Here is a 17,249-nt window from a genome sequence, read left to right as displayed (position 1 = left end):
ACGGTGGGAAGGTCAAGCGACCATTTGGTGGCGGTTCACGATCGTTACCGCCTCATTTCCCGAGGTCGGTCGACGAGTGATGCAAACTGACCTATCAGAATAACAACTGAGATCGTCGAGTTGCCGTTGCTTCCCCTGACGGAACTGCTGAGCCCCGCGCCGCTCACCGGCGGCGGCAGCGGCGGCATGGCGGGGAGGTCTATCGATTGCATCCGACGAAATGTGATCCATTGCGCCAACAGGCTCGGGCTGCGGCTGATCATGAATTTCTCCAGGCTCCCCTGCGAAGAGACGGGTGAGGAACATCGGCAGTTCCTGCTCACTTCGCCCGTGCAGCTCTTCCTCGCGGGGCGGCGTGCCGAAACGGTCTGTTGCCTGCGGTGACGATGATCCAACCAGCTACCCATGATGCGGGACCACCTGACCGTTGGCCGATCGGGCCCGGCGTGCCGCCCTGGCCCGCGGACGGCGAAGTGCACGTCTGGAGTGCAACTCTCGACGAGGGCGACTGGGCGCAGGCGGAGGGAATCCTTGGCTCCGACGAGGTGGCGAAGGCGGCGGCTTACCGCTTCGCGCACGATGGCGCGCGCTTCAGCCGTGCGCGGATCCTGCGCCGCCTCGTGCTTGCTCGCTATCTGGGCTGTGCGGCCGGCGACATCGCCTTCGGTGAGACCGGGATCAGGCGGCCGTGCCTTGCCGATCGGGAAGGGGCGCGTGTCCAGGGCCTCGATTTCAATACCTCGCGCAGTGCGGACATGGCGCTGATCGCCGTTGCGTCCGGCATGCGTGTGGGCATCGACATCGAGGTGGCGCGCGTCATGGACGATATCGACGAGATCGCGCGTCAGCATTTCCATGTGAATGAATGGCTGGCCATCGCCGGCGAACGTGCCCCTGCCGCGAAGCAAAACGTCTTCCTGCGCTGCTGGACGCGCAAGGAGGCGCTGACCAAGGCCATGGGTGTGGGGCTGCACTTGCCGCTGCATGCGTTCTTCGTCGGCACTGAGCCCGAGGCGGCGCCGTTCCGGGCGTTCTTTGACGTCGATCCGTCCGGTCAGCCGGGGTGGTGGCTCACCGACCTGTCGGTGCCGCCGGCCTATGCGGCCCTTGCCTCCGACGGCGTTCCGAAGCGGCTGCATCTCTGGCGCATGCGCCTCTGACACGCTGTGCGGCTCGCCGCCGCGCCTCGTCCACGGTCATGTGCGGCGGGTGTTCCGCAAGTCGGCGGGCGGTCGCCAGTGCCGACGACTGAGACGGACCGTGCCATCACGGATTGCAGGTGGTCAGGAGGACGGTGCCGCAATAGGTGAACATACTTGCGGCCAGGGCGGCGATGGCCGCGAGACGGGCAGCCGAATGAAGAAAACGGTCCGTCGCGGTGTCAGAGCGCTGCTGTCGCGCGCTTAGCCCGACGACGAGAGCGACGTGCAGCGCGAGGAAGATCCCGAGCAGCAGAAGGAGCTGCAGGCGCTGCAGCGACAGGCCGAGCACGAGGCTTCCCCTGTCCCAACCGAAGGCGCAGCCGATGGAGAGCATCGCATAGAGCGCCACGAAGGCGACCGCCCAGAGGCCGAAGCCCGCGGCGAGCGACAGGAGCAGGATCTTGCGGCCGGACGTTGCATCGATCATGGCCGCGTCTCCGGGACGACGGCCAGAAGCGGCAGCGCGACGGCAAGGGCCAGCGCGACGATGGTGGAGACGGCCGTGTAGTCGTGCCACAGCGCCGCGATCCGCAGGTCGAGGCTGCGCCGGCGCGAGAGATAGCCGCCGCCCTGGCGCCAGAGGCAATAGCCTGCATAGACGAGGCCGATGCCGGCATGCAGCCCGGCATAAAAGAGAAGGGTGAAGGTCACGGCATGGAGGCTGTGCGTCGTCGGGCCGGGCACGGCGGCGGCCAGCGCGGCGAGAAGCGCGACGGTGGCCGCATGCATCAATGCGCCGAGCCCGAGCCAGAGGGCGGGCGAACCACCCGCTCTCAGGACGGTGACGGCCTTCCTGCCCGCGATGGCGGCCAGCACAGAGACGGCGACGCAGCCCGCCACGGGCACCGGTGCGGGCAGGACGACCTCCCCCGGCGGCCAGCCCGGCGCCACGAGCCAGAGGAAGAGCGCGCCGAAGACGAGGGAGAGGAAGAGCGTCCCGTCGCCGGCGAGCGTGAAGATCATCGCCCACCATGAAGGCGGTCGTTCGGCCTCCCAGTGTGGCGGCAGCTCCCTTCCGCGGCCCACCGGCAGAAGGCCGAGGTCCGCCTTCGCGGCGGTGGCCGCCGTCCAGCCGAGAAAGAGCCACACCACCGCGATGAGTGGCAGGAGCGACAGGAGGTAGAGCTTGAACAGCAGGCAGAGCACGAAGGCGCAGGTGGCGAGACCGCTCCAGAGGGGCAGGCGTGTCGGTCCCGGCAGTACGATCAGCTGCTCGGGCCTGCCGGACACCATGTCGACGCCAAGCGTCTCGAGCCAGCGGTTGCGGGCGAAGCCGAGATAGCCCTCGCCCCGCGCCAGCCGGTTGCCGAGGCCCCCCGGCTCCAGCCTGTCTGCCCGGTCGGTGATGTCCGGCAGGGAGGCGAAGGCGTAGGGCGTGGGCGGCGTGGGCATCGCCCATTCGAGGGTGCGGGCCTGGTGGGGATTGCGGCGAAAGCCCTTGCCGAAGCGGATCTGCACGAGAACGTCGGCCGCGAAGAGGGCGAAGCCGGCCGTCATCACGAAGCCGCCGACGGAGGACAGGAGGTTCAGCCAGTCCCAGCCGGCCTCGGCGGCATAGGTCGCGACGCGCCGCGGCATGCCGAGGAGGCCCGTCAGATGCATCAGGAAGAAGGTGAGGTTGAAACCGCCGAAGATCAGCCAGAAAGCCGGGACGGACAGGCGGTGGTCGGCGAGGCGGCCCGTGAAGTGCGGGAGCCAGTAATAGGTGGCCGCCATCATCGGGAAGACGAAGCCGCCGATCAGCACATAGTGCAGGTGCGCGACGATGAAGTGCGTGTCGTGGGCCTGGTGATTGAATGGCACCATGGCGACCATGACGCCGGTCAGCCCGCCGATGACGAAGATGACGAAGAAGCCGGCGAGATAGAGCATCGGCACGTCCCAGCGCAGGCGTCCCTGCGCCAGGGTGGCGATCCAGGCGAAGATCTGCACGGCGGTGGGGATCGCCACCAGCCCGCTGGCGGCCGAGAAGAAGGCGAGCGCCAGATGCGGGATGCCAACGGTGAACATGTGGTGCACCCACAGCCCGAAGGAAAGGAAGGCCACCGCGATCACGGCCACGACGATGATGCGGTAGCCGACGAGCTCATGGCGGGCGAAGGTCGGGAGGATGGTCGATATCGCCCCGGCCGCCGGCAGGAAGATGATGTAGACCTCGGGATGAGCGAAGAGCCAGAACAGGTGCTGCCAGAGCAGGGGATCGCCGCCCCGCGTCGGGTCGAAGAAGGGCAGGTCCGCGGCGCGCTCGAGCTCGAGGAGGATCGAGCCGAGGATCAGCGGCGGGAAGCCGAAGAGCATCATGAAGGCGACGATCAGCAGGTACCACGCCATGATCGGCATGCGGTCGAGGGACATGCCGGGCGCGCGCAGCTTCAGCACCGTGACGATGATCTCGACCGCCGCCGCGAGCGCCGAGATCTCGACGAAGGTGATGCCGAGCAGCCAGACGTCGGCGCTGATGCCGGGCGTATAGGCGGAGGAGGAGAGCGGCGTGTACATGAACCAGCCGCTCGCAGGCGCGACGCCGGCGAGCATGGCGCCGACGAGGATCGAGCCGCCGAGCACGTAGCACCAGAAGCCGTAGGCGGTGAGGCGCGGGAAGGCCATGTCGCGCGCACCGAGCAGCTTGGGCAGCAGGTAGATCGCGAAGCCCTCGAACATCGGGATCGCGAACAGGAACATCATGACCGTGCCATGCATGGTGAAGATCTGGCCGTAGATCTCCGGTCCGACGAAGGCGCTGCCCGAGGTGGCGAGCTGCACGCGGATCAGCATGGCGAGCAGGCCGCCGATGACGAAGAAGACGAAGGCGGCGATGATGAAGCGCTTGCCGAGAATGGTGTGGTTGACCGCCGAGAGCCGTCCCCAGCCGGGCGGCGTGCCCCAGATCGCCGACAGTTCCCGGTGCAGGCGGAGGGCGGAGGGAGGCGCGGCCGGCGGGGCCTCGCGCGATTGGTGCGGAGCCGTCGTCATCGCGCGGCCTCCGAGGTCAGCGCCGCCTCGTAGTCCTCCGGCGCGTGGGCGATGACGGTGAAGCGCATCGGCGCATGGCCCTTGCCGCAATATTCGGCGCAGATGCCGCCATAGTTGCCTGGGGCGTCGGCCCTCAGCCGCACGATGTTTTTATGGCCCGGGATGGCGTCGATCTTGCCCCCGAGCCGCGGGATCCAGAAGGAATGGATGACGTCCTCGCTGGTCACGGCGAAATCGATGTCACGCCCAACCGGGATGTGCAGCACGTCCCGCGTCGCCACTGGCGTGCCGGGATAGCGGAACTCCCACGCGAACTGGCGCGCGACGACCTCGATGCGCAGGGTCTCGGCGCCCTGGCGCGGCAGCAGGCGCTCGCCGAGCGTGAAGGCGCCCGCGACCAGCGCGGTGAGCCCGAGCGAGGGAACGACGAGCCCGCCCCACAGGATGAGCCGCTTCGGCGTCAGGAGAGGGCGGATGGAAGGGATGAAGGCGCCCGCGAGCGCCAGCGATGTCGCGAGGAAAATGATGGTCGCGCCGGCGAGCATGATCCACCAGATGAGCGCGATGGCCTCGGCCGCGGGGCCCGCGGGGGCGAGCGTCGAGTAGTCGCCGCTGCAGCCGGCGGCGGGAAGGGCCGCGGCACCGGCGGCGGCGCGGTGGAACCATGGATGTGGGCCGACGTTGTTCGAGATCGGTCGAGGAATGCGATGAACGACAAGAGCGAGGCGCCCAATCCGGTCATGGAGGAGGTCGCGGGGAAGGACACGAGTTCCACCGTCGCGGTGGCCGGCCATCCCATCCATGCCATGACCGTGCATTTCCCCATCGCGCTCGTCGTCGTGACCCTGGGCTGCGATGTCTTCTACTGGTGGAGCGGGGATCCGTTCTGGGTGCGGGCGGGCCTGTGGTCCTCGGGCGGCGCCTTCGCCGCCGGCATCGGCGCGGGCCTTGTCGGCACCGCCGAGCTGCTGCTCGTGCCGGGCATCCGGGTGCGCGTGGCGAGCTGGAGCCACGCGGTGGCCGCGATGAGCCTCATCGCCGTCATGGGCTTGAACTGGGGCCTGCGCCTTTCCGGCGACATCGAGGTACTGCCACACGGGCTGCTCGTTTCGGCCCTGGCCATGGTCCTGACAGGGATGGCGGGCTGGCACGGCGGCAAGCTCGTTTTCGATCACGGTATCGGCCTCATGATTTCGGACAGGGACTGAGGCCGCAGAATCAGGCGGCGCAGCGCCCCCGGCTCGCCAAAGGCATCGGGTAGCAGGGCCGGCAGGTCGGGCTTGCCCAGCACGACGGTCAGGATCGACGTGACCACGGCGAGTGTCAGCAGTGTTGTGGCCGTGAAGCGCCACAGGGGGTAGATCTCATCCGCGTCAAAGAGCCGGATGATGACCTGACCCGTCATGATGTGGATGGCGGTCATTGCCCCGGCGAGGGCGAGCTTCAGCGAAAACCAGGGCTCGAACGTCTCGCGCAGGAAGATGAGGGCGGTTCCGGAGGCGATGGCGAGGAAGGCGGCGGGCGACAGCACGTTGACGTAGAGAAACCGCACGAGCGCCTGCAGGCGGTGGAGGGAAGCCGTGCTGTCGACATGCGCGCGCTGGACGTAGAGGGCCGGCAGGCTGATGAGGGCGCCGCTCCACAGCGCGATGGCGGCGATATGCACGAGCTTGAGCCAGATCATCCCGCCCGCGGCTCCGCCGTGCCGGCACCGAGCCGCACGAATGCCAGGTAGAGCGCGGCGGCGAGATAGGGCAGCGCCGCCGGCACCCACATGACGAGACCCGCGAGCTGCTGGTCCTGCCGCGGGTCGAGGCCGAAGGCCGCCGTCGTCAGGAAATGAGCCTGGTACAGCGGTTCCCGGGCGAAGGTGAGCAGCGCGCCGAGGAAGCCCATCTGCACCACCGTCGCGAGCAGCACGAGGAGCGCCGCGCCGGTGCGGGTATCGCGCAGCACCGCCCGCCACAGGAGGACGCCCGTGCCGAGCAGGCTCAGCTGCATCAGCCAGTAGAGCCCCGGCGAGCGGATGGCGGCGTCATAGAGTGCCGGCGCGTGCCAGGCCCAGAACACGAGGCCGTGAAGGGCGACGAGGAGCGCGAGGCCCCTTGGCCGGCCGCCGCTGCGGGTGGGGAAACTCGCGGCGAGCAGAGGCGCTGCCACGGCGACGAGCAGCACGTGGTGGACAGCGCGGGCCGAAAACAGCGCCGCCGTCAGGGCGCAGAGCGGCGACATGAACAGCGCGGCGACGAGCAGCACCGCCAGCGCGAAGGCGGCGCGCCGGTCGCGCTCGCCCCGCATGGCATAGAGCGCGATGAGGAGAAGGCACAGGACAGCCGCGGCCGCGTCGGTATTCCAGCTCGCCGGCAGGGTCGCTGGCGTCGGCGCGGGACCGCAGTAGATCTCGTCCATCATGGGCCTCGGCGTTCGAGCGGCCGTGTCACGGCGGCTATTCGATGACGGCGCAGGCGATCCTGTTGCCGGCATTGCCGGAGGGCTGGCTCTCGTAGTCGTCGGGCTCGGCGTGGATCATGAGCGCGCGCCCGACGATGCGGGCCTCGCCCTTGTCCAGAGTGACGGCGGGATTGAAGACATCGGCCCGCAGCGTTCCGTCGCTGCCGACGTACTGGTTCGGCATGTCGCCGGCATGTGGTCCGCCCGCCACCTTGTAGCCGTGTTCCTTAGAGGTCGGGTTGAAATGGCCGCCGGCCGAATTGTGCCCCGTCATATGGTCGCAACTGCCCGTCTCGTGCACGTGGAAGGCGACCCGCTGGCCGGCGGGCAGGCCCGTGATCTCGATGGCGATCAGGACGCCGCCGCTGGGAACGGCGGTCAAGCGGGCGTTGCCGTTCGCCTCGCCCTTGGCATCGACGAAATTCGCCGTCGCGGTCGCCGCTTCCTGAGCGAGGGCCCCGCCAGCCGTGAAGGCCAGCGTTGTGGCGATAGCTCCGATCATTCTCATGGCAATCTCCCTCCTCCACAGGTTGCCGGCAGCCGCGACGCCAGGCATGGCGCGGGCGTCCCTTGACGCGGGTGTCTGGCAGTGGGGCTGGCGGTGCGGCCGCGGGCGTCCGCGAACCGCGGCTCGAAGCGCCGAGGGCCAATGGTGACGCGCAGCCGCTACGTCCGGCGGGCCCGATCTGCCGTCGCCAGACGGGGGATATCAGGAGGTATCGCTCAGGGACGCGCCCGCCGGACACTCGCAGCCTCCGTTACGCCCATGGGTAACGTCACCAAGGCCGAATGGTTCCGCCAGGGTGCGGCCCGGGCGCGGGACGCCGATCCGTGCCGCTATTTCGCAAAATAGAGCGACAGGCGCTCGGCGGCATTGCGCAGGTGGGTTTCCGCCGCGCGCCGCGCGCCGACCGGGTCGGCCTTGGCGATCATGTCGAAGATCGCCTGGTGCTCGGCCTGGACTGCCTGGGTCAGGCCGCCCATGCGCGCCGTGTTGGCGCGGGCGGTGCGGATGAAATGGCGCACGCGCCTGTCGAGGAAGTCGGACAGGTCGCGGAAGAAGGGATTGCCGGTCGCATCGACGATGGCGCGATGGAAGGCCATGTCCTCGTCGACACCCGGCTCGCCGCGGTCGATCGCGGCCTGCATGGCGTCGAGCTGCGCCTGGATGGCGGCGAGGTCCTCCTCGCCGCGGCGCTGGGCGGCCAGCTCCGTCGCTGTCGCCTCGACCGCCATGAGCAATTCGACGATGTTGCGGATCTCGTCGCGGTTGGTGAAATCCTCGACGTCGAGGCGGAAAACAGCAAGTGCGCCCGGCTCGGCGATGAAGGCGCCGGCGCCCTGGCGCGTGACGACGAGGCCGTCGTGCTTCAGCCGGCCGATGGCCTCGCGGACCGTCGGCCTGCTGACGCCGTAGCGTTCGGAGATCTGCTGCTCGGTCGGCAGGCGTTCGCCCGGCCGCATGCGCCCGGCGGCGATCTCCTGGCGCAGCCTGTGCGCCAGCGTGTCGGCGAGCGAGGGGGCTCGGTCGAGGAAATCGTGGGACTGGGTCATCGCATCATTCCAGGCATCGACTGGCCTTCTCCGCCCCTGTGGCGCCTTCAGCTCGCAATGTACAGCCCACCGTTGACATGCACAGTCTCGCCGGTGACGAAGGAGGCCCAGTCGGATGAGAGGAAGGCGACGACGCGGGCGACCTCGTCCGGCGTGCCGAGGCGCTTGAGGGGCGTCTCAGCAAGGAGCGCCGGCCCCCGCACCTCCATGAGATGCTGCACCATCGGCCCTTCGATGAGCCCTGGCGAGACGGCGTTGACCCTGACGCGCGGCGCAAGCTCCCGCGCGAGCGAGCGGGAGAAGGTGAGCACGCCGCCCTTGGCGGCGGCATAGTCTGCATGCGCGAGGCTGCCGCGGTGACCGGCCATGGAGGCGATATTGACGACGGCGCCGCCCTCGGCGAGATGCGGCACGGCGGCCCGGCAGGTGTAGAAAACGCCGTCGAGATTGACGGCGAGCGAGCGGCGCCAGTGCTCCTCGTCCATGTCCTTCACAAGCCGCTCCCGGTAGAGGCCGGCGGAGGTGACGACATGGTCGATGCGGCCGAAGCGTTCGGCCGTGCGCTGCGCCGCCGCCTCGGCATCCGCCTGCGACGCTGCGTCCTGGCGCAGCACGAGGATGCGGGCACCAGAGGGGTCGAGCTCGCCTGCGAAGGCAGCGAGGCCTTCGACGTCGAGGTCAGTCAGGGCGCAGTTGGCGCCGAGGGCATGGAAGAGACGGGCGATGGCGCGGCCGATGGCGCCATTGGCGCCGGTCAGCAGCAGGGTCCGTCCGGTGAAGTCGATGATCGGCGCGCTCATGTCATCAGCCAACCGCCGGCGACGTCGCAGACCTGGCCGGTCACGAAGGCGGCCTTGTCGGAGGTCAGGAAGAGGCACATCCCGGCGACCTCGTCGGGCGTGCCGAGCCTTTGCAGCGGCGTTGCCAGCCGCACGGCTTCGTTGGCCTCCGCGGCCGTGCCGCGCATGAGGGGCGTGTCGATGCGGCCGGGGGCGACGGCATTGACCGTGATGCCGGAGGGGCCGAGTTCGCCGGCCAGATGCTTGGTGAAGCCGATGAGCGCCGCCTTGGTCGCCGCATAATGCACGCCGACGATGTCGCAATAGGTGCGGCCGGCGACGGAGGAGATGCTGACGATGCGCCCGTATCCGGCTTCGCGCATCTGCGGCACGACCGCGCGCGTCACCAGGAAGGCGCCCGTCAGGTTCACGTCGAGCACGCGGCGCCACTCCGCCGCCTGCATCTCCCAGACGAAGGCCTTGCCGCCGGCGCTGCCCGATTTTGGCGAGATGCCGGCGTTGTTGACGAGCAGCGTGACGGGACCGAGCGTCTCGGTGCCGTGCCTGACGGCCGCCGCGACCGACGCCTCGTCCGCGACGTCTGCCGCCACGGCGACGGCGCGCCAGCCCCGGGCCATCGCGACCCTGGCCGCTTCTTCTGCGAGCGCCCTGTCGTGGTCGAGATAGATGACGCCGGCGCCTGCGGCCGCATGGGCATCGGCAATGGCGCGGCCGATGCCCCGCCCGGCGCCCGTCACCAGCGCCACTCGACCGGCATGGGAGCCCGCGTCAGTCACGGCGCATCTCCAGCATGATCTTGCCCTGATGGGCGCTCGATTCCATCAGCTCGTGCGCGGCGCGCGTCTCCGCGAGGGGAAAGGTGGCGTGCACGATGGGGCGCACCTTGCCCGCGTCGAGGAGCGGCCACACCTTCGCGCGCAATTCGTCGGCGATCGCCTTCTTGAGCGCGACGGAGCGGGCGCGCAGCGTCGATCCGGTGATGGTTTGGCGTTTCAGCATCAGCGGCATCAGGTCGATCTCGACCTTGCTCGTCTGCAGGAACGCGATCTGCACCAGACGGCCCTCGACGGCGAGGACGCTGAGGTTGCGCGCGATATAGGGGCCACCGACCATGTCGAGCACGACGTCGACGCCGCGCCCGCCGGTGAGCGCCTTGACCTCGGCGACGAAATCCTTTTCGCGGTAGTTGATGGCGGCATCGGCGCCGAGACCGAGGCAGAAGTCGCATTTCTCCTGCGATCCGGCGGTGGCGTAGACAGCGGCGCCGAAGGCCTTGGCGAGCTGGATCGCGGTGGAGCCGATGCCGCTCGAGCCGCCGTGGACGAGCAGGGTCTCGCCCTCCCGGAGCCGCCCGCGGGTGAAGAGATTATCGTAGACCGTGAAATAGGTCTCCGGCAGGCCGGCCGCCTCGGTCAGGGAGAGCGGCGCGGGCACGGGCAGGCACAGCGGCGCGTCGGCCACGCAATATTCCGCATAGCCGCCGCTGATGACGAGGGCGCAGACCTTCTCTCCAAGCTGCGGGCTCGTCACGCCTTCGCCGACGGCAACGACGGTGCCGGCGACCTCGAGCCCCGGGATGTTGCTCGCGCCGGGAGGTGGGGGGTAGTTGCCGGCCCGCTGCAGGCAGTCCGGCCGGTTGACGCCGGCCGCCGCCACTTCGATGAGCACCTGTCCGGGGCCGGGTGTCGGGACGGGCGCGGTTTCGACGCGGATCACCTCGGGGCCGCCGGCGCCGTCGAAACGGGCCTGCCGCATGGAAGCGGGAACGGTCATGGACTTTCCTCCGGCTGTGCAACTTGGCCGGCCCGGGAGCGGGCCACCGTCGCATCTAATCATCGTCGTCGTTCGTAGCAATTTGCTACTTGTCAGGCAACTTGGTTATCTCCATTATCCGCGCCGGACCGGGAACAATAAGACCGGCCGCCGGCCCAGGGACTGCCAAGAGGCCGCCTGCCATGGGGCTGCCCGCGCGGCGCCGCCGCGGGGTAGAAGGAGGAAACGATGAAGGTTCTTATCAAGGCGGCGCTGGCCGCCGGCCTGGCGCTGTCCGCAGCGCCGTCTTTCGCTCAGGATGCCGTCAGGATCGGCGCGCTCTATCCTTTCTCCGGCGGCCTTGCCCTGCTCGGCGACGAGAGCTTCCGCGGCCTGGAGCTCGCCATCGAGGAGCGCAACGCCGCCGGCGGCCTCAACGGCCGCAAGATCGAGATGGTGCGGGGCGACGCCGTCGATCCCAACCAGGCGGTGGGCGAGGCGCGGCGCCTCACCTCCGTCGACAAGGTGTCGGTGATCTTCGGCACCTATTCCTCGTCGTTGTCGCTTGCCGCGACCCAGGTCGCCAAACTTGCCGGCGTGCCTTACTTCGAGCTCGGCGCCATTTCCGATCCGATCACCGAGCGCGGCTTCAAGAACGTCTACCGCACCAATCCGACGGCGCGCATCTTCGCCAACCGCATGGTCGATGCGGTGGCCGAGGCGGTGGCGCCGGCGCTCGGCACCGACGCCAAGAGCCTCAAGGTGGCGATCATCCACGAGGATTCGCTCTATGGCCAGACGGTCGCCGGCTACCAGCAGGCGCGCGCCAAGGAGGTGGGGCTCAACCTCGTCGAGACGCTGCCCTATTCGGCGAAGTCGGTCGACCTGACGCCGGTCATCCTGCGCCTCAAGTCGGCCGGGGCCGACGTCGTGCTGCAGACCTCCTACCAGAACGACACGGTGCTCTTCTTCCGCCAGATGAAGGAGCAGGGCTTCAAGCCCAAGGCCGTGATGGGTGCGGGCGGCGGCTATTCCCTCCGTGACACCATGCAGGCGGTGGGCCCCGAGAATATGGAGGGCGCGCTCAATGTCGACTTCACCCAATATCGTACCAATCCCAAGGCCGCTCCCGGCATCGAGGAATTCGTGAAGAAGTACGAGGCAAAATACGGCACGGCGCCGCGCTCCGGCCACAGCCTCGCCAACTACATGGGCGCCAAGGTGCTGCTCGACGCCATGGCCGCCGCCAAGGATCTGACGGCCCCGGCCATCCGCGAGGCGGTGATGGCGGTCGATGTCACCGAGGGCACGACGGCGACCGGCTGGGGCGCCAAGTTCAACGAGGCTGGCCAGAACGAGCGCGCCACACCCTTCCTGATGCAGTGGCAGGGCGGCGAACTCGTCACGGTCTTCCCGGCCGATGCCGCGGTCGCCGAGATAAAGACCGGCATCGGCGCCGAGTAGCGTGCCCGCCCGAACCGGGGCGTGCCTGCCGCGCCCCGGTCAGCAACGAAGAACAATTTTTCGCGGTCGGGAGGCCTCGCGATGGACGTGCTTGTCCAGCTCATCCTCAACGGCATCATGCTCGGCAGCATGTACGCCATCATCAGCGTCGGGCTGACGCTGATCTTCGGCATCGTCAGGGTCGTCAACTTCGCCCATGGCGAATTCCTGATGGTCGGGATGTATGCGGTCTATCTTCTGTCGCTGCATCTTGGCCTGCACCCCTACGTCTCGGCGGTGCCGATGGTGCTCATGCTGTTTGCCGTGGGGGCGCTGGTGCAGCGCTTCATCATCCAGCCGCTTCTCGGGGCCGACGAGCACATCCAGATCTTCGCCACGGTCGGCCTCTCCACCGCGCTCATCAATCTCGCGCTCCTCGTCTTCGGCGCCGATCTCTATTCGGTGCAGGCGCCCGGCGTGCGCCAGCCGCTGTCGATCGGCGGCTACACCGTGCTCCATGCCCAGGTCGTGATGCTCGCGAGCGCGCTCGTGCTCGTCGCCGGTCTGCACCTCTTCATGCAGAGGACGCCGCTCGGCCGCGCCATCCGCGCCACGGCTCAGAACCGCAACGCGGCCCAGCTCATGGGCGTCCGCGTCGACCGCATCTACGTCATCGCCTTCGGCCTCGGGGCCGCCTGCGTCGGCCTTGCGAGCGCGCTCATCTCGCCGCTGTTCCCGGTGACGCCGACCATCGGCACCTATTTCGTGCTGACCGCCTTCGTCGTCGTTGTGCTCGGCGGCATGCGCAGCATGTACGGCGCCTTTCTCGGCGCCATGATCATCGGCATCGTCGACAGCCTGTCCGGCTACTACATCGCGCCCGACCTCAAGGAGGTCGTCTATTTCGCGATCTTCATCCTCATCCTCATCTTCAAGCCGACCGGCCTGTTCGGCTTCGGCCGCGGCACGGAGTGAGCCCATGACCGTAAGAGTCTCGTTGAGCGAAGCTCCCCCTGCCGGCCGTCTCGCCGCGCTCATGGCCTGGCTCGGCAACCCGCGCGTCTACACGTCGCTCGCGGCCCTGTCGCTCATCCTCGTCATTCCGATCGTCGTCGATTCGCCCTTCATCGTGCACGTCTTCGTCACGATCTGCGTCTTCGCCGGCCTGTCGACGGCCTGGAACATCGTCGGCGGGTATGCGGGGCAGTTGTCGCTCGGCCACATGGTGTTCTACGGCATCGGCGCCTATACGACGGCGCTGCTCATCCAGCACTTCGGGCTGACGCCGTGGCTCGGCATGTGGGTCGGCGCCGCCGTCTCCGTCGCGGTCTCGGTTTTCATCGGCTATCCGTGCTTTCGCCTGCGCGGCCCGTTCTTCGCGCTCGCGACCATCGCCTTCCTTGAAGTGGTGCGCCTGCTCGCGATCCATTTCCACGGCTTCACCGGCGGCTCGGCCGGGCTCATCGTGCCGCTCAAGCTCGGCTGGGCGTGGATGATCTTCCAGGACAAGATCAACTATCTCTACATCGCCTTCGGCCTGCTATTGGCAACGCTCGCCGTCTCCTACGCCATCCGCACCTTGCGCCTCGGCTACTGTCTCACCGCCGTGCGCGAGCGCGAGGACGCCGCCTCGGCGGCCGGCATCTCCAATACGGACGTCAAGCTCAAGGCCGTGATGATCTCGGCGGGGCTGACGAGCCTCTTCGGCTCCTTCCACGCCATGTATCTCACCTTTCTCGAGCCGGAGACGATGTTCTCGCTGGCGAACTCCGTGTCGATCGCCATGTTCGCGCTCATCGGCGGGCTCGGCACGGTGGCGGGGCCGCTCCTCGGCACCGTTCTCGTCGTGCCGATCGCCGAGCTCGCGCGCGGCTGGCTCGGCGCTTCCGCCAACGGCCTGCACGGCTTCGTCTACGGTGTCGTGCTCGTGCTCATCACCCTGACGCTGCCGGGGGGCCTCGCCGGCACCTTCGGGCCGCGTGTCACGGCCCTCATCGACAGGCTGCCGGGCCGGCGCGTGGCGCCCGACAGGGAGGCGCCGGCCCTGCGCCACATCGAAGGTACGCCCGGCGAGCCGGTGCTGGAGACGCGCGACCTCGTCATGAAGTTCGGCGGCCTCACGGCGACCGACCATGTGTCGATCACGCTCAGGCGCGGCGAGATCCTCGGCGTCATCGGGCCGAACGGCGCCGGCAAGACGACTTTGTTCAACCAGATCTCCGGCTTCCTGAAGCCAACGTCCGGTACGGTGGTCATCTATGATGGCGAGGGCCGGCCGGTGACGCCGGCGCGGGCGGACGAATATGCCCGCCTCGGCGTCGGCCGCACGTTCCAGATCGTGCAGCCCTTCGGCAAGCTGACGGTGATCGAGAACATCATGATCGGCGCCTTCATGCGCCACACGTCGGTGGACGACGCACGCGCCGCGGCCCTGCGCATCGCGCGGCTCGTCGGCCTCCTCCACGTGAAGGACGTCGAGGCGCGCAACCTGCCCATCGGCGATCTGAAGCGCCTCGAGGTTGCCCGCACCCTCGCCACCGAGCCGTCGATCCTGCTGCTCGACGAGGTCATGGCGGGCCAGAACCAGACCGACACCCAGAAGATGGTGGAGCTCATCCGCACCATCCGGGACACGGGCGTCACGGTCATCGCCATCGAGCACAACATGCAAGCCATCATGAGCCTGTCGGACCGCATCGTCGTCATCGATTCCGGCAAGGTCATCGCGGAGGGCGATCCCCGGGAGGTGGTGCGCAACCGCCGCGTCATCGAGGCCTATCTCGGAGAGGACTTCGTCGATGCTCAAGGTCTCTAATGTCACCGCCGGCTACGGGCGCACCGTCATCCTTCAGGACGTGTCCATCGAAGTCGGGCGCGGCGAGGTGGTCACCATCATCGGTGCCAACGGCGCGGGCAAGACGACGCTGCTGCGTGCCATCTCGGGGCTCGTGAAGCCGAGCGCCGGCCGCATCACGTTCGACGGCACCGACATCGCCGGCATGGCGCCGGCCGACATCGTGGGCCGCGGTCTCATCCAGGTGCCGGAGGCGCGCCAGCTGTTCCCGGTGATGAGCGTGCGCGACAACGTGCTCATGGGCGCCTACCATCCCGCCGCGCGGGCCGGAGCGGACAGGCGCTTCGCCGAGGTGCTCGACCTCTTCCCCCGCATCGGCGAGCGGCTCGACCAGCTCGCCGGCTCCTTGTCGGGCGGGGAGCAGCAGATGGTCGCCATCGCCCGCGGGCTGATGGCCAATCCCAAGTTGCTGATGCTGGACGAGCCGTCCCTCGGCCTCGCGCCAATCATCGTGCAGCAGATGTTCGGCATCGTCGATCGCATCTGCGAGATGGGCACCACCGTGCTCCTCGTCGAGCAGAAGGCGTTCCACGCGCTCAAGATCGCCCATCGCGCCTATGTCATCGAGAACGGCCGCATCGCCATCGAGAACACGGGCGCCGGGTTGCTCGCCGATCCGCACATCAAGACCGCCTATCTCGGCATCTGACAGCCGCGGGAACTCAAGATGAACATCACCGGAACCACCCGGGTCTGGGGCATCCTTGCCGACCCGATCCACCACGTGAAGACGCCGCAGGCGCTCAACCCCATGATGGTGGCGCGCGGCGTCGACGGCGTCATGGTGCCGATGCATGTCGGCGCCGGCGAGCTCGCCGCAGTGGTCGGCGCCATGCGGCACGTGCGCAACTTCGGCGGCTTCGTCGTGACCGTGCCGCACAAGACGGCGATCGCCGCGCTGTGCGACGAAGCCTCCGAGACCGTCCGGCGCGTCGGGGCGGCCAATTGCGTGCGGCGCGAAGCGGACGGCCGGTTCGTCGCCGACATGCTCGACGGCAAGGGCTTCGTGGCCGGCCTCAAGCGCGAGGGCATTGATCCCGAGGGGATGGGCGTCCTCCTCGCCGGCGCCGGCGGCGCGGCGAATGCCATCGCCTTCGCGCTTGCCGAGGCGGGCGTGAAGCGCCTCGCCATCGCCAATCGCACCAAGGCGAAGTCCGATGATCTGGCCGCACGCCTCAGCAAGGCCTTCCCCGCGCTGCCCGTCACGACGGAGCCGGGCGGCGTCGGCGGCTACGCCCTCGTCGTGAACGCGACCTCGCTGGGGCTCAGCGAGGGGGATCCGCTGCCGGTCGATATCGCGGGGCTGACGAGCGGCCAGACGGTGGCGGAGGTCATCATGCAGCCGGCGGAGACGGCGCTCATGGCCGCGGCCCGGGCGCGCGGCTGCCACGTCCATCCCGGCAAGCCGATGCTCGAATGCCAGCTCGACCTGATGGCCGATTTCCTGGGGATGCGCGCATGAGCACGGATCGCTCGCAGGATCTTGCCGGCCGCGTCGCGCTCGTCACCGGCGGCGGCTCCGGCATCGGGCTCGCCATGGTGCGGCTCCTTGCGGCGCGCGGCGCGCGCGTGGCGGTGCTCGACCGCGATGCGGAGGTGGCCGGGGCCCTGCCCGCGGGCGTCACGCTCCACACGGCCAGCGTCGAGGATCCGGACGCCGTGGCGCGGGCCTATGATGCGGTCGAGCAGGCGTTCGGACCGCTCGACATCGTCATCGCCAATGCGGGCGTGTCGCAGAACGGCCCGACGTTGGAGCTCGACCTCGCCGGCTGGCGGCGGGTGATGAGCGTCAATCTCGACGGCGTCTTCGTCACGGCGCACGAGGCGGGCCGGCGCATGGTGCCGCGCGGGCGCGGCGTCATCCTTCTCGTCTCCTCGATGTATGGCGTGGTCGCGGCGCCCGAGCGCCTTGGCTACTGCGTGTCGAAGGCGGGCGTTGCCATGATGGCCAAGGCGCTCGCCATCGAGTGGGCGCGCCACGGCGTGCGCGTCAACGCCATCGCCCCGGGCTACGTGCGCACGCCCTTCCTGGAGGAGTTGATCGCGCGCGGCCGGCTCGACCCCGCGGCCATGGAGGTGCGTACGCCCATCGGCCGCCTCATCCGCCCGGACGAGATCGCCCAACTCGCCGCCTTCCTGGCATCGGACGAAGCCTCCGCCATCACCGGCCAGGTCGCAGGCGCCGACGGCGGCTGGACCGCCTACGGGTACATTTAGGGG

Annotated in this window: 19 protein-coding genes; 9 read left to right on the top strand and 10 right to left on the bottom strand. The window is 68.8% G+C overall.

The window, feature by feature from the left end; all coding sequences use genetic code 11:
* Nucleotides 1-126 precede the first annotated feature (126 nt).
* Nucleotides 127-384 (top strand): hypothetical protein, encoded by a 258-nt coding sequence (locus BOQ54_RS20080; protein WP_186437998.1) that lies wholly within the window; start codon nt 127-129, stop codon nt 382-384.
* Nucleotides 381-1,160 carry a 4'-phosphopantetheinyl transferase family protein gene (locus tag BOQ54_RS15625; RefSeq protein WP_245316350.1) on the top strand — a complete coding sequence of 260 codons (780 nt, stop codon included), beginning with the start codon at nt 381-383 and terminating at the stop codon, nt 1,158-1,160. Before BOQ54_RS20080 ends, BOQ54_RS15625 begins: the two co-directional genes overlap by 4 nt.
* 106 nt (nt 1,161-1,266) lie before the next feature.
* Here the strand turns inward: BOQ54_RS15625 and BOQ54_RS15620 are convergent, their stop codons facing one another.
* The 3 genes from BOQ54_RS15620 to coxB are packed head-to-tail and all read right to left on the bottom strand — an operon-like array spanning nt 1,267 to nt 4,867.
* On the bottom strand, nt 1,267-1,629 hold the full coding sequence (locus tag BOQ54_RS15620) for a hypothetical protein (RefSeq protein WP_055460439.1): 363 nt from the start codon (nt 1,627-1,629) through the stop codon (nt 1,267-1,269).
* Nucleotides 1,626-4,175: a cytochrome c oxidase subunit I gene (gene ctaD / locus BOQ54_RS15615; protein WP_071924244.1), complete on the bottom strand. Its 2,550-nt coding sequence runs from the start codon at nt 4,173-4,175 to the stop codon at nt 1,626-1,628. The genes BOQ54_RS15620 and ctaD overlap by 4 nt, the downstream gene beginning before the upstream one ends.
* Nucleotides 4,172-4,867 carry a cytochrome c oxidase subunit II gene (gene coxB, locus BOQ54_RS15610; RefSeq protein WP_071924540.1) on the bottom strand — a complete coding sequence of 232 codons (696 nt, stop codon included), beginning with the start codon at nt 4,865-4,867 and terminating at the stop codon, nt 4,172-4,174. The genes ctaD and coxB overlap by 4 nt, the downstream gene beginning before the upstream one ends.
* Before the next feature lie 15 nt (nt 4,868-4,882).
* Between coxB and BOQ54_RS15605 the strand changes: the two genes are divergently transcribed.
* Nucleotides 4,883-5,383, top strand: coding sequence for a DUF2231 domain-containing protein (locus BOQ54_RS15605; RefSeq protein WP_071924243.1), 501 nt, complete (start codon nt 4,883-4,885; stop codon nt 5,381-5,383).
* Here the strand turns inward: BOQ54_RS15605 and BOQ54_RS15600 are convergent.
* From BOQ54_RS15600 to BOQ54_RS15570, 7 genes are all read right to left on the bottom strand, one after another.
* Nucleotides 5,347-5,859, bottom strand: a complete 513-nt coding sequence (locus BOQ54_RS15600) for a CopD family protein (protein WP_071924242.1) — start codon at nt 5,857-5,859, stop codon at nt 5,347-5,349. The two genes, BOQ54_RS15605 and BOQ54_RS15600, sit on opposite strands and share 37 nt — an antisense overlap.
* Complete coding sequence (locus BOQ54_RS15595; RefSeq protein ID WP_071924541.1) at nt 5,856-6,584, bottom strand: cytochrome c oxidase assembly protein; 729 nt, start codon at nt 6,582-6,584, stop codon at nt 5,856-5,858. Before BOQ54_RS15595 ends, BOQ54_RS15600 begins: the two co-directional genes overlap by 4 nt.
* A gap of 37 nt (nt 6,585-6,621) precedes the next feature.
* Nucleotides 6,622-7,134: a superoxide dismutase family protein gene (locus BOQ54_RS15590; RefSeq protein WP_071924241.1), complete on the bottom strand. Its 513-nt coding sequence runs from the start codon at nt 7,132-7,134 to the stop codon at nt 6,622-6,624.
* Between the two features lie 329 nt (nt 7,135-7,463).
* Entirely contained in the window at nt 7,464-8,180 is a 717-nt protein-coding gene (locus BOQ54_RS15585; RefSeq protein WP_055460444.1) for a FadR/GntR family transcriptional regulator, read from the bottom strand.
* Nucleotides 8,181-8,227: 47 nt separating this feature from the next.
* Nucleotides 8,228-8,980 (bottom strand): SDR family NAD(P)-dependent oxidoreductase, encoded by a 753-nt coding sequence (locus BOQ54_RS15580; RefSeq protein ID WP_186437997.1) that lies wholly within the window; start codon nt 8,978-8,980, stop codon nt 8,228-8,230.
* The gene (locus BOQ54_RS15575; protein WP_055460445.1) at nt 8,977-9,756 is read right to left on the bottom strand and encodes an SDR family oxidoreductase; all 780 of its coding nucleotides are present in this window, start codon (nt 9,754-9,756) and stop codon (nt 8,977-8,979) included. Before BOQ54_RS15575 ends, BOQ54_RS15580 begins: the two co-directional genes overlap by 4 nt.
* Entirely contained in the window at nt 9,749-10,753 is a 1,005-nt protein-coding gene (locus tag BOQ54_RS15570) for an NAD(P)H-quinone oxidoreductase (RefSeq protein ID WP_071924240.1), read from the bottom strand. The genes BOQ54_RS15575 and BOQ54_RS15570 overlap by 8 nt, the downstream gene beginning before the upstream one ends.
* A 228-nt stretch (nt 10,754-10,981) precedes the next feature.
* Between BOQ54_RS15570 and BOQ54_RS15565 the strand changes: the two genes are divergently transcribed.
* From BOQ54_RS15565 to BOQ54_RS15540, 6 genes are all read left to right on the top strand, one after another.
* On the top strand, nt 10,982-12,196 hold the full coding sequence (locus BOQ54_RS15565; protein ID WP_071924239.1) for an ABC transporter substrate-binding protein: 1,215 nt from the start codon (nt 10,982-10,984) through the stop codon (nt 12,194-12,196).
* A gap of 81 nt (nt 12,197-12,277) precedes the next feature.
* Entirely contained in the window at nt 12,278-13,150 is an 873-nt protein-coding gene (locus BOQ54_RS15560) for a branched-chain amino acid ABC transporter permease (RefSeq protein ID WP_055460448.1), read from the top strand.
* 4 nt (nt 13,151-13,154) lie between these two features.
* On the top strand, nt 13,155-14,990 hold the full coding sequence (locus tag BOQ54_RS15555; protein WP_245316241.1) for a branched-chain amino acid ABC transporter ATP-binding protein/permease: 1,836 nt from the start codon (nt 13,155-13,157) through the stop codon (nt 14,988-14,990).
* Nucleotides 14,974-15,678: an ABC transporter ATP-binding protein gene (locus BOQ54_RS15550; RefSeq protein WP_055460450.1), complete on the top strand. Its 705-nt coding sequence runs from the start codon at nt 14,974-14,976 to the stop codon at nt 15,676-15,678. Before BOQ54_RS15555 ends, BOQ54_RS15550 begins: the two co-directional genes overlap by 17 nt.
* Before the next feature lie 18 nt (nt 15,679-15,696).
* Nucleotides 15,697-16,491, top strand: a complete 795-nt coding sequence (locus tag BOQ54_RS15545; RefSeq protein ID WP_071924237.1) for a shikimate dehydrogenase family protein — start codon at nt 15,697-15,699, stop codon at nt 16,489-16,491.
* Nucleotides 16,488-17,246 carry an SDR family NAD(P)-dependent oxidoreductase gene (locus BOQ54_RS15540; protein ID WP_055460452.1) on the top strand — a complete coding sequence of 253 codons (759 nt, stop codon included), beginning with the start codon at nt 16,488-16,490 and terminating at the stop codon, nt 17,244-17,246. The genes BOQ54_RS15545 and BOQ54_RS15540 overlap by 4 nt, the downstream gene beginning before the upstream one ends.
* Nucleotides 17,247-17,249: the final 3 nt, after the last annotated feature.

Origin of the sequence: Chelatococcus daeguensis (assembly GCF_001887265.1) — a bacterium.
GTDB lineage: Bacteria > Pseudomonadota > Alphaproteobacteria > Rhizobiales > Beijerinckiaceae > Chelatococcus_A > Chelatococcus_A sambhunathii.
The sequence above is the reverse complement of the archived record's forward strand: the minus strand, read 5'-3'. Positions and strand labels throughout refer to the sequence as shown.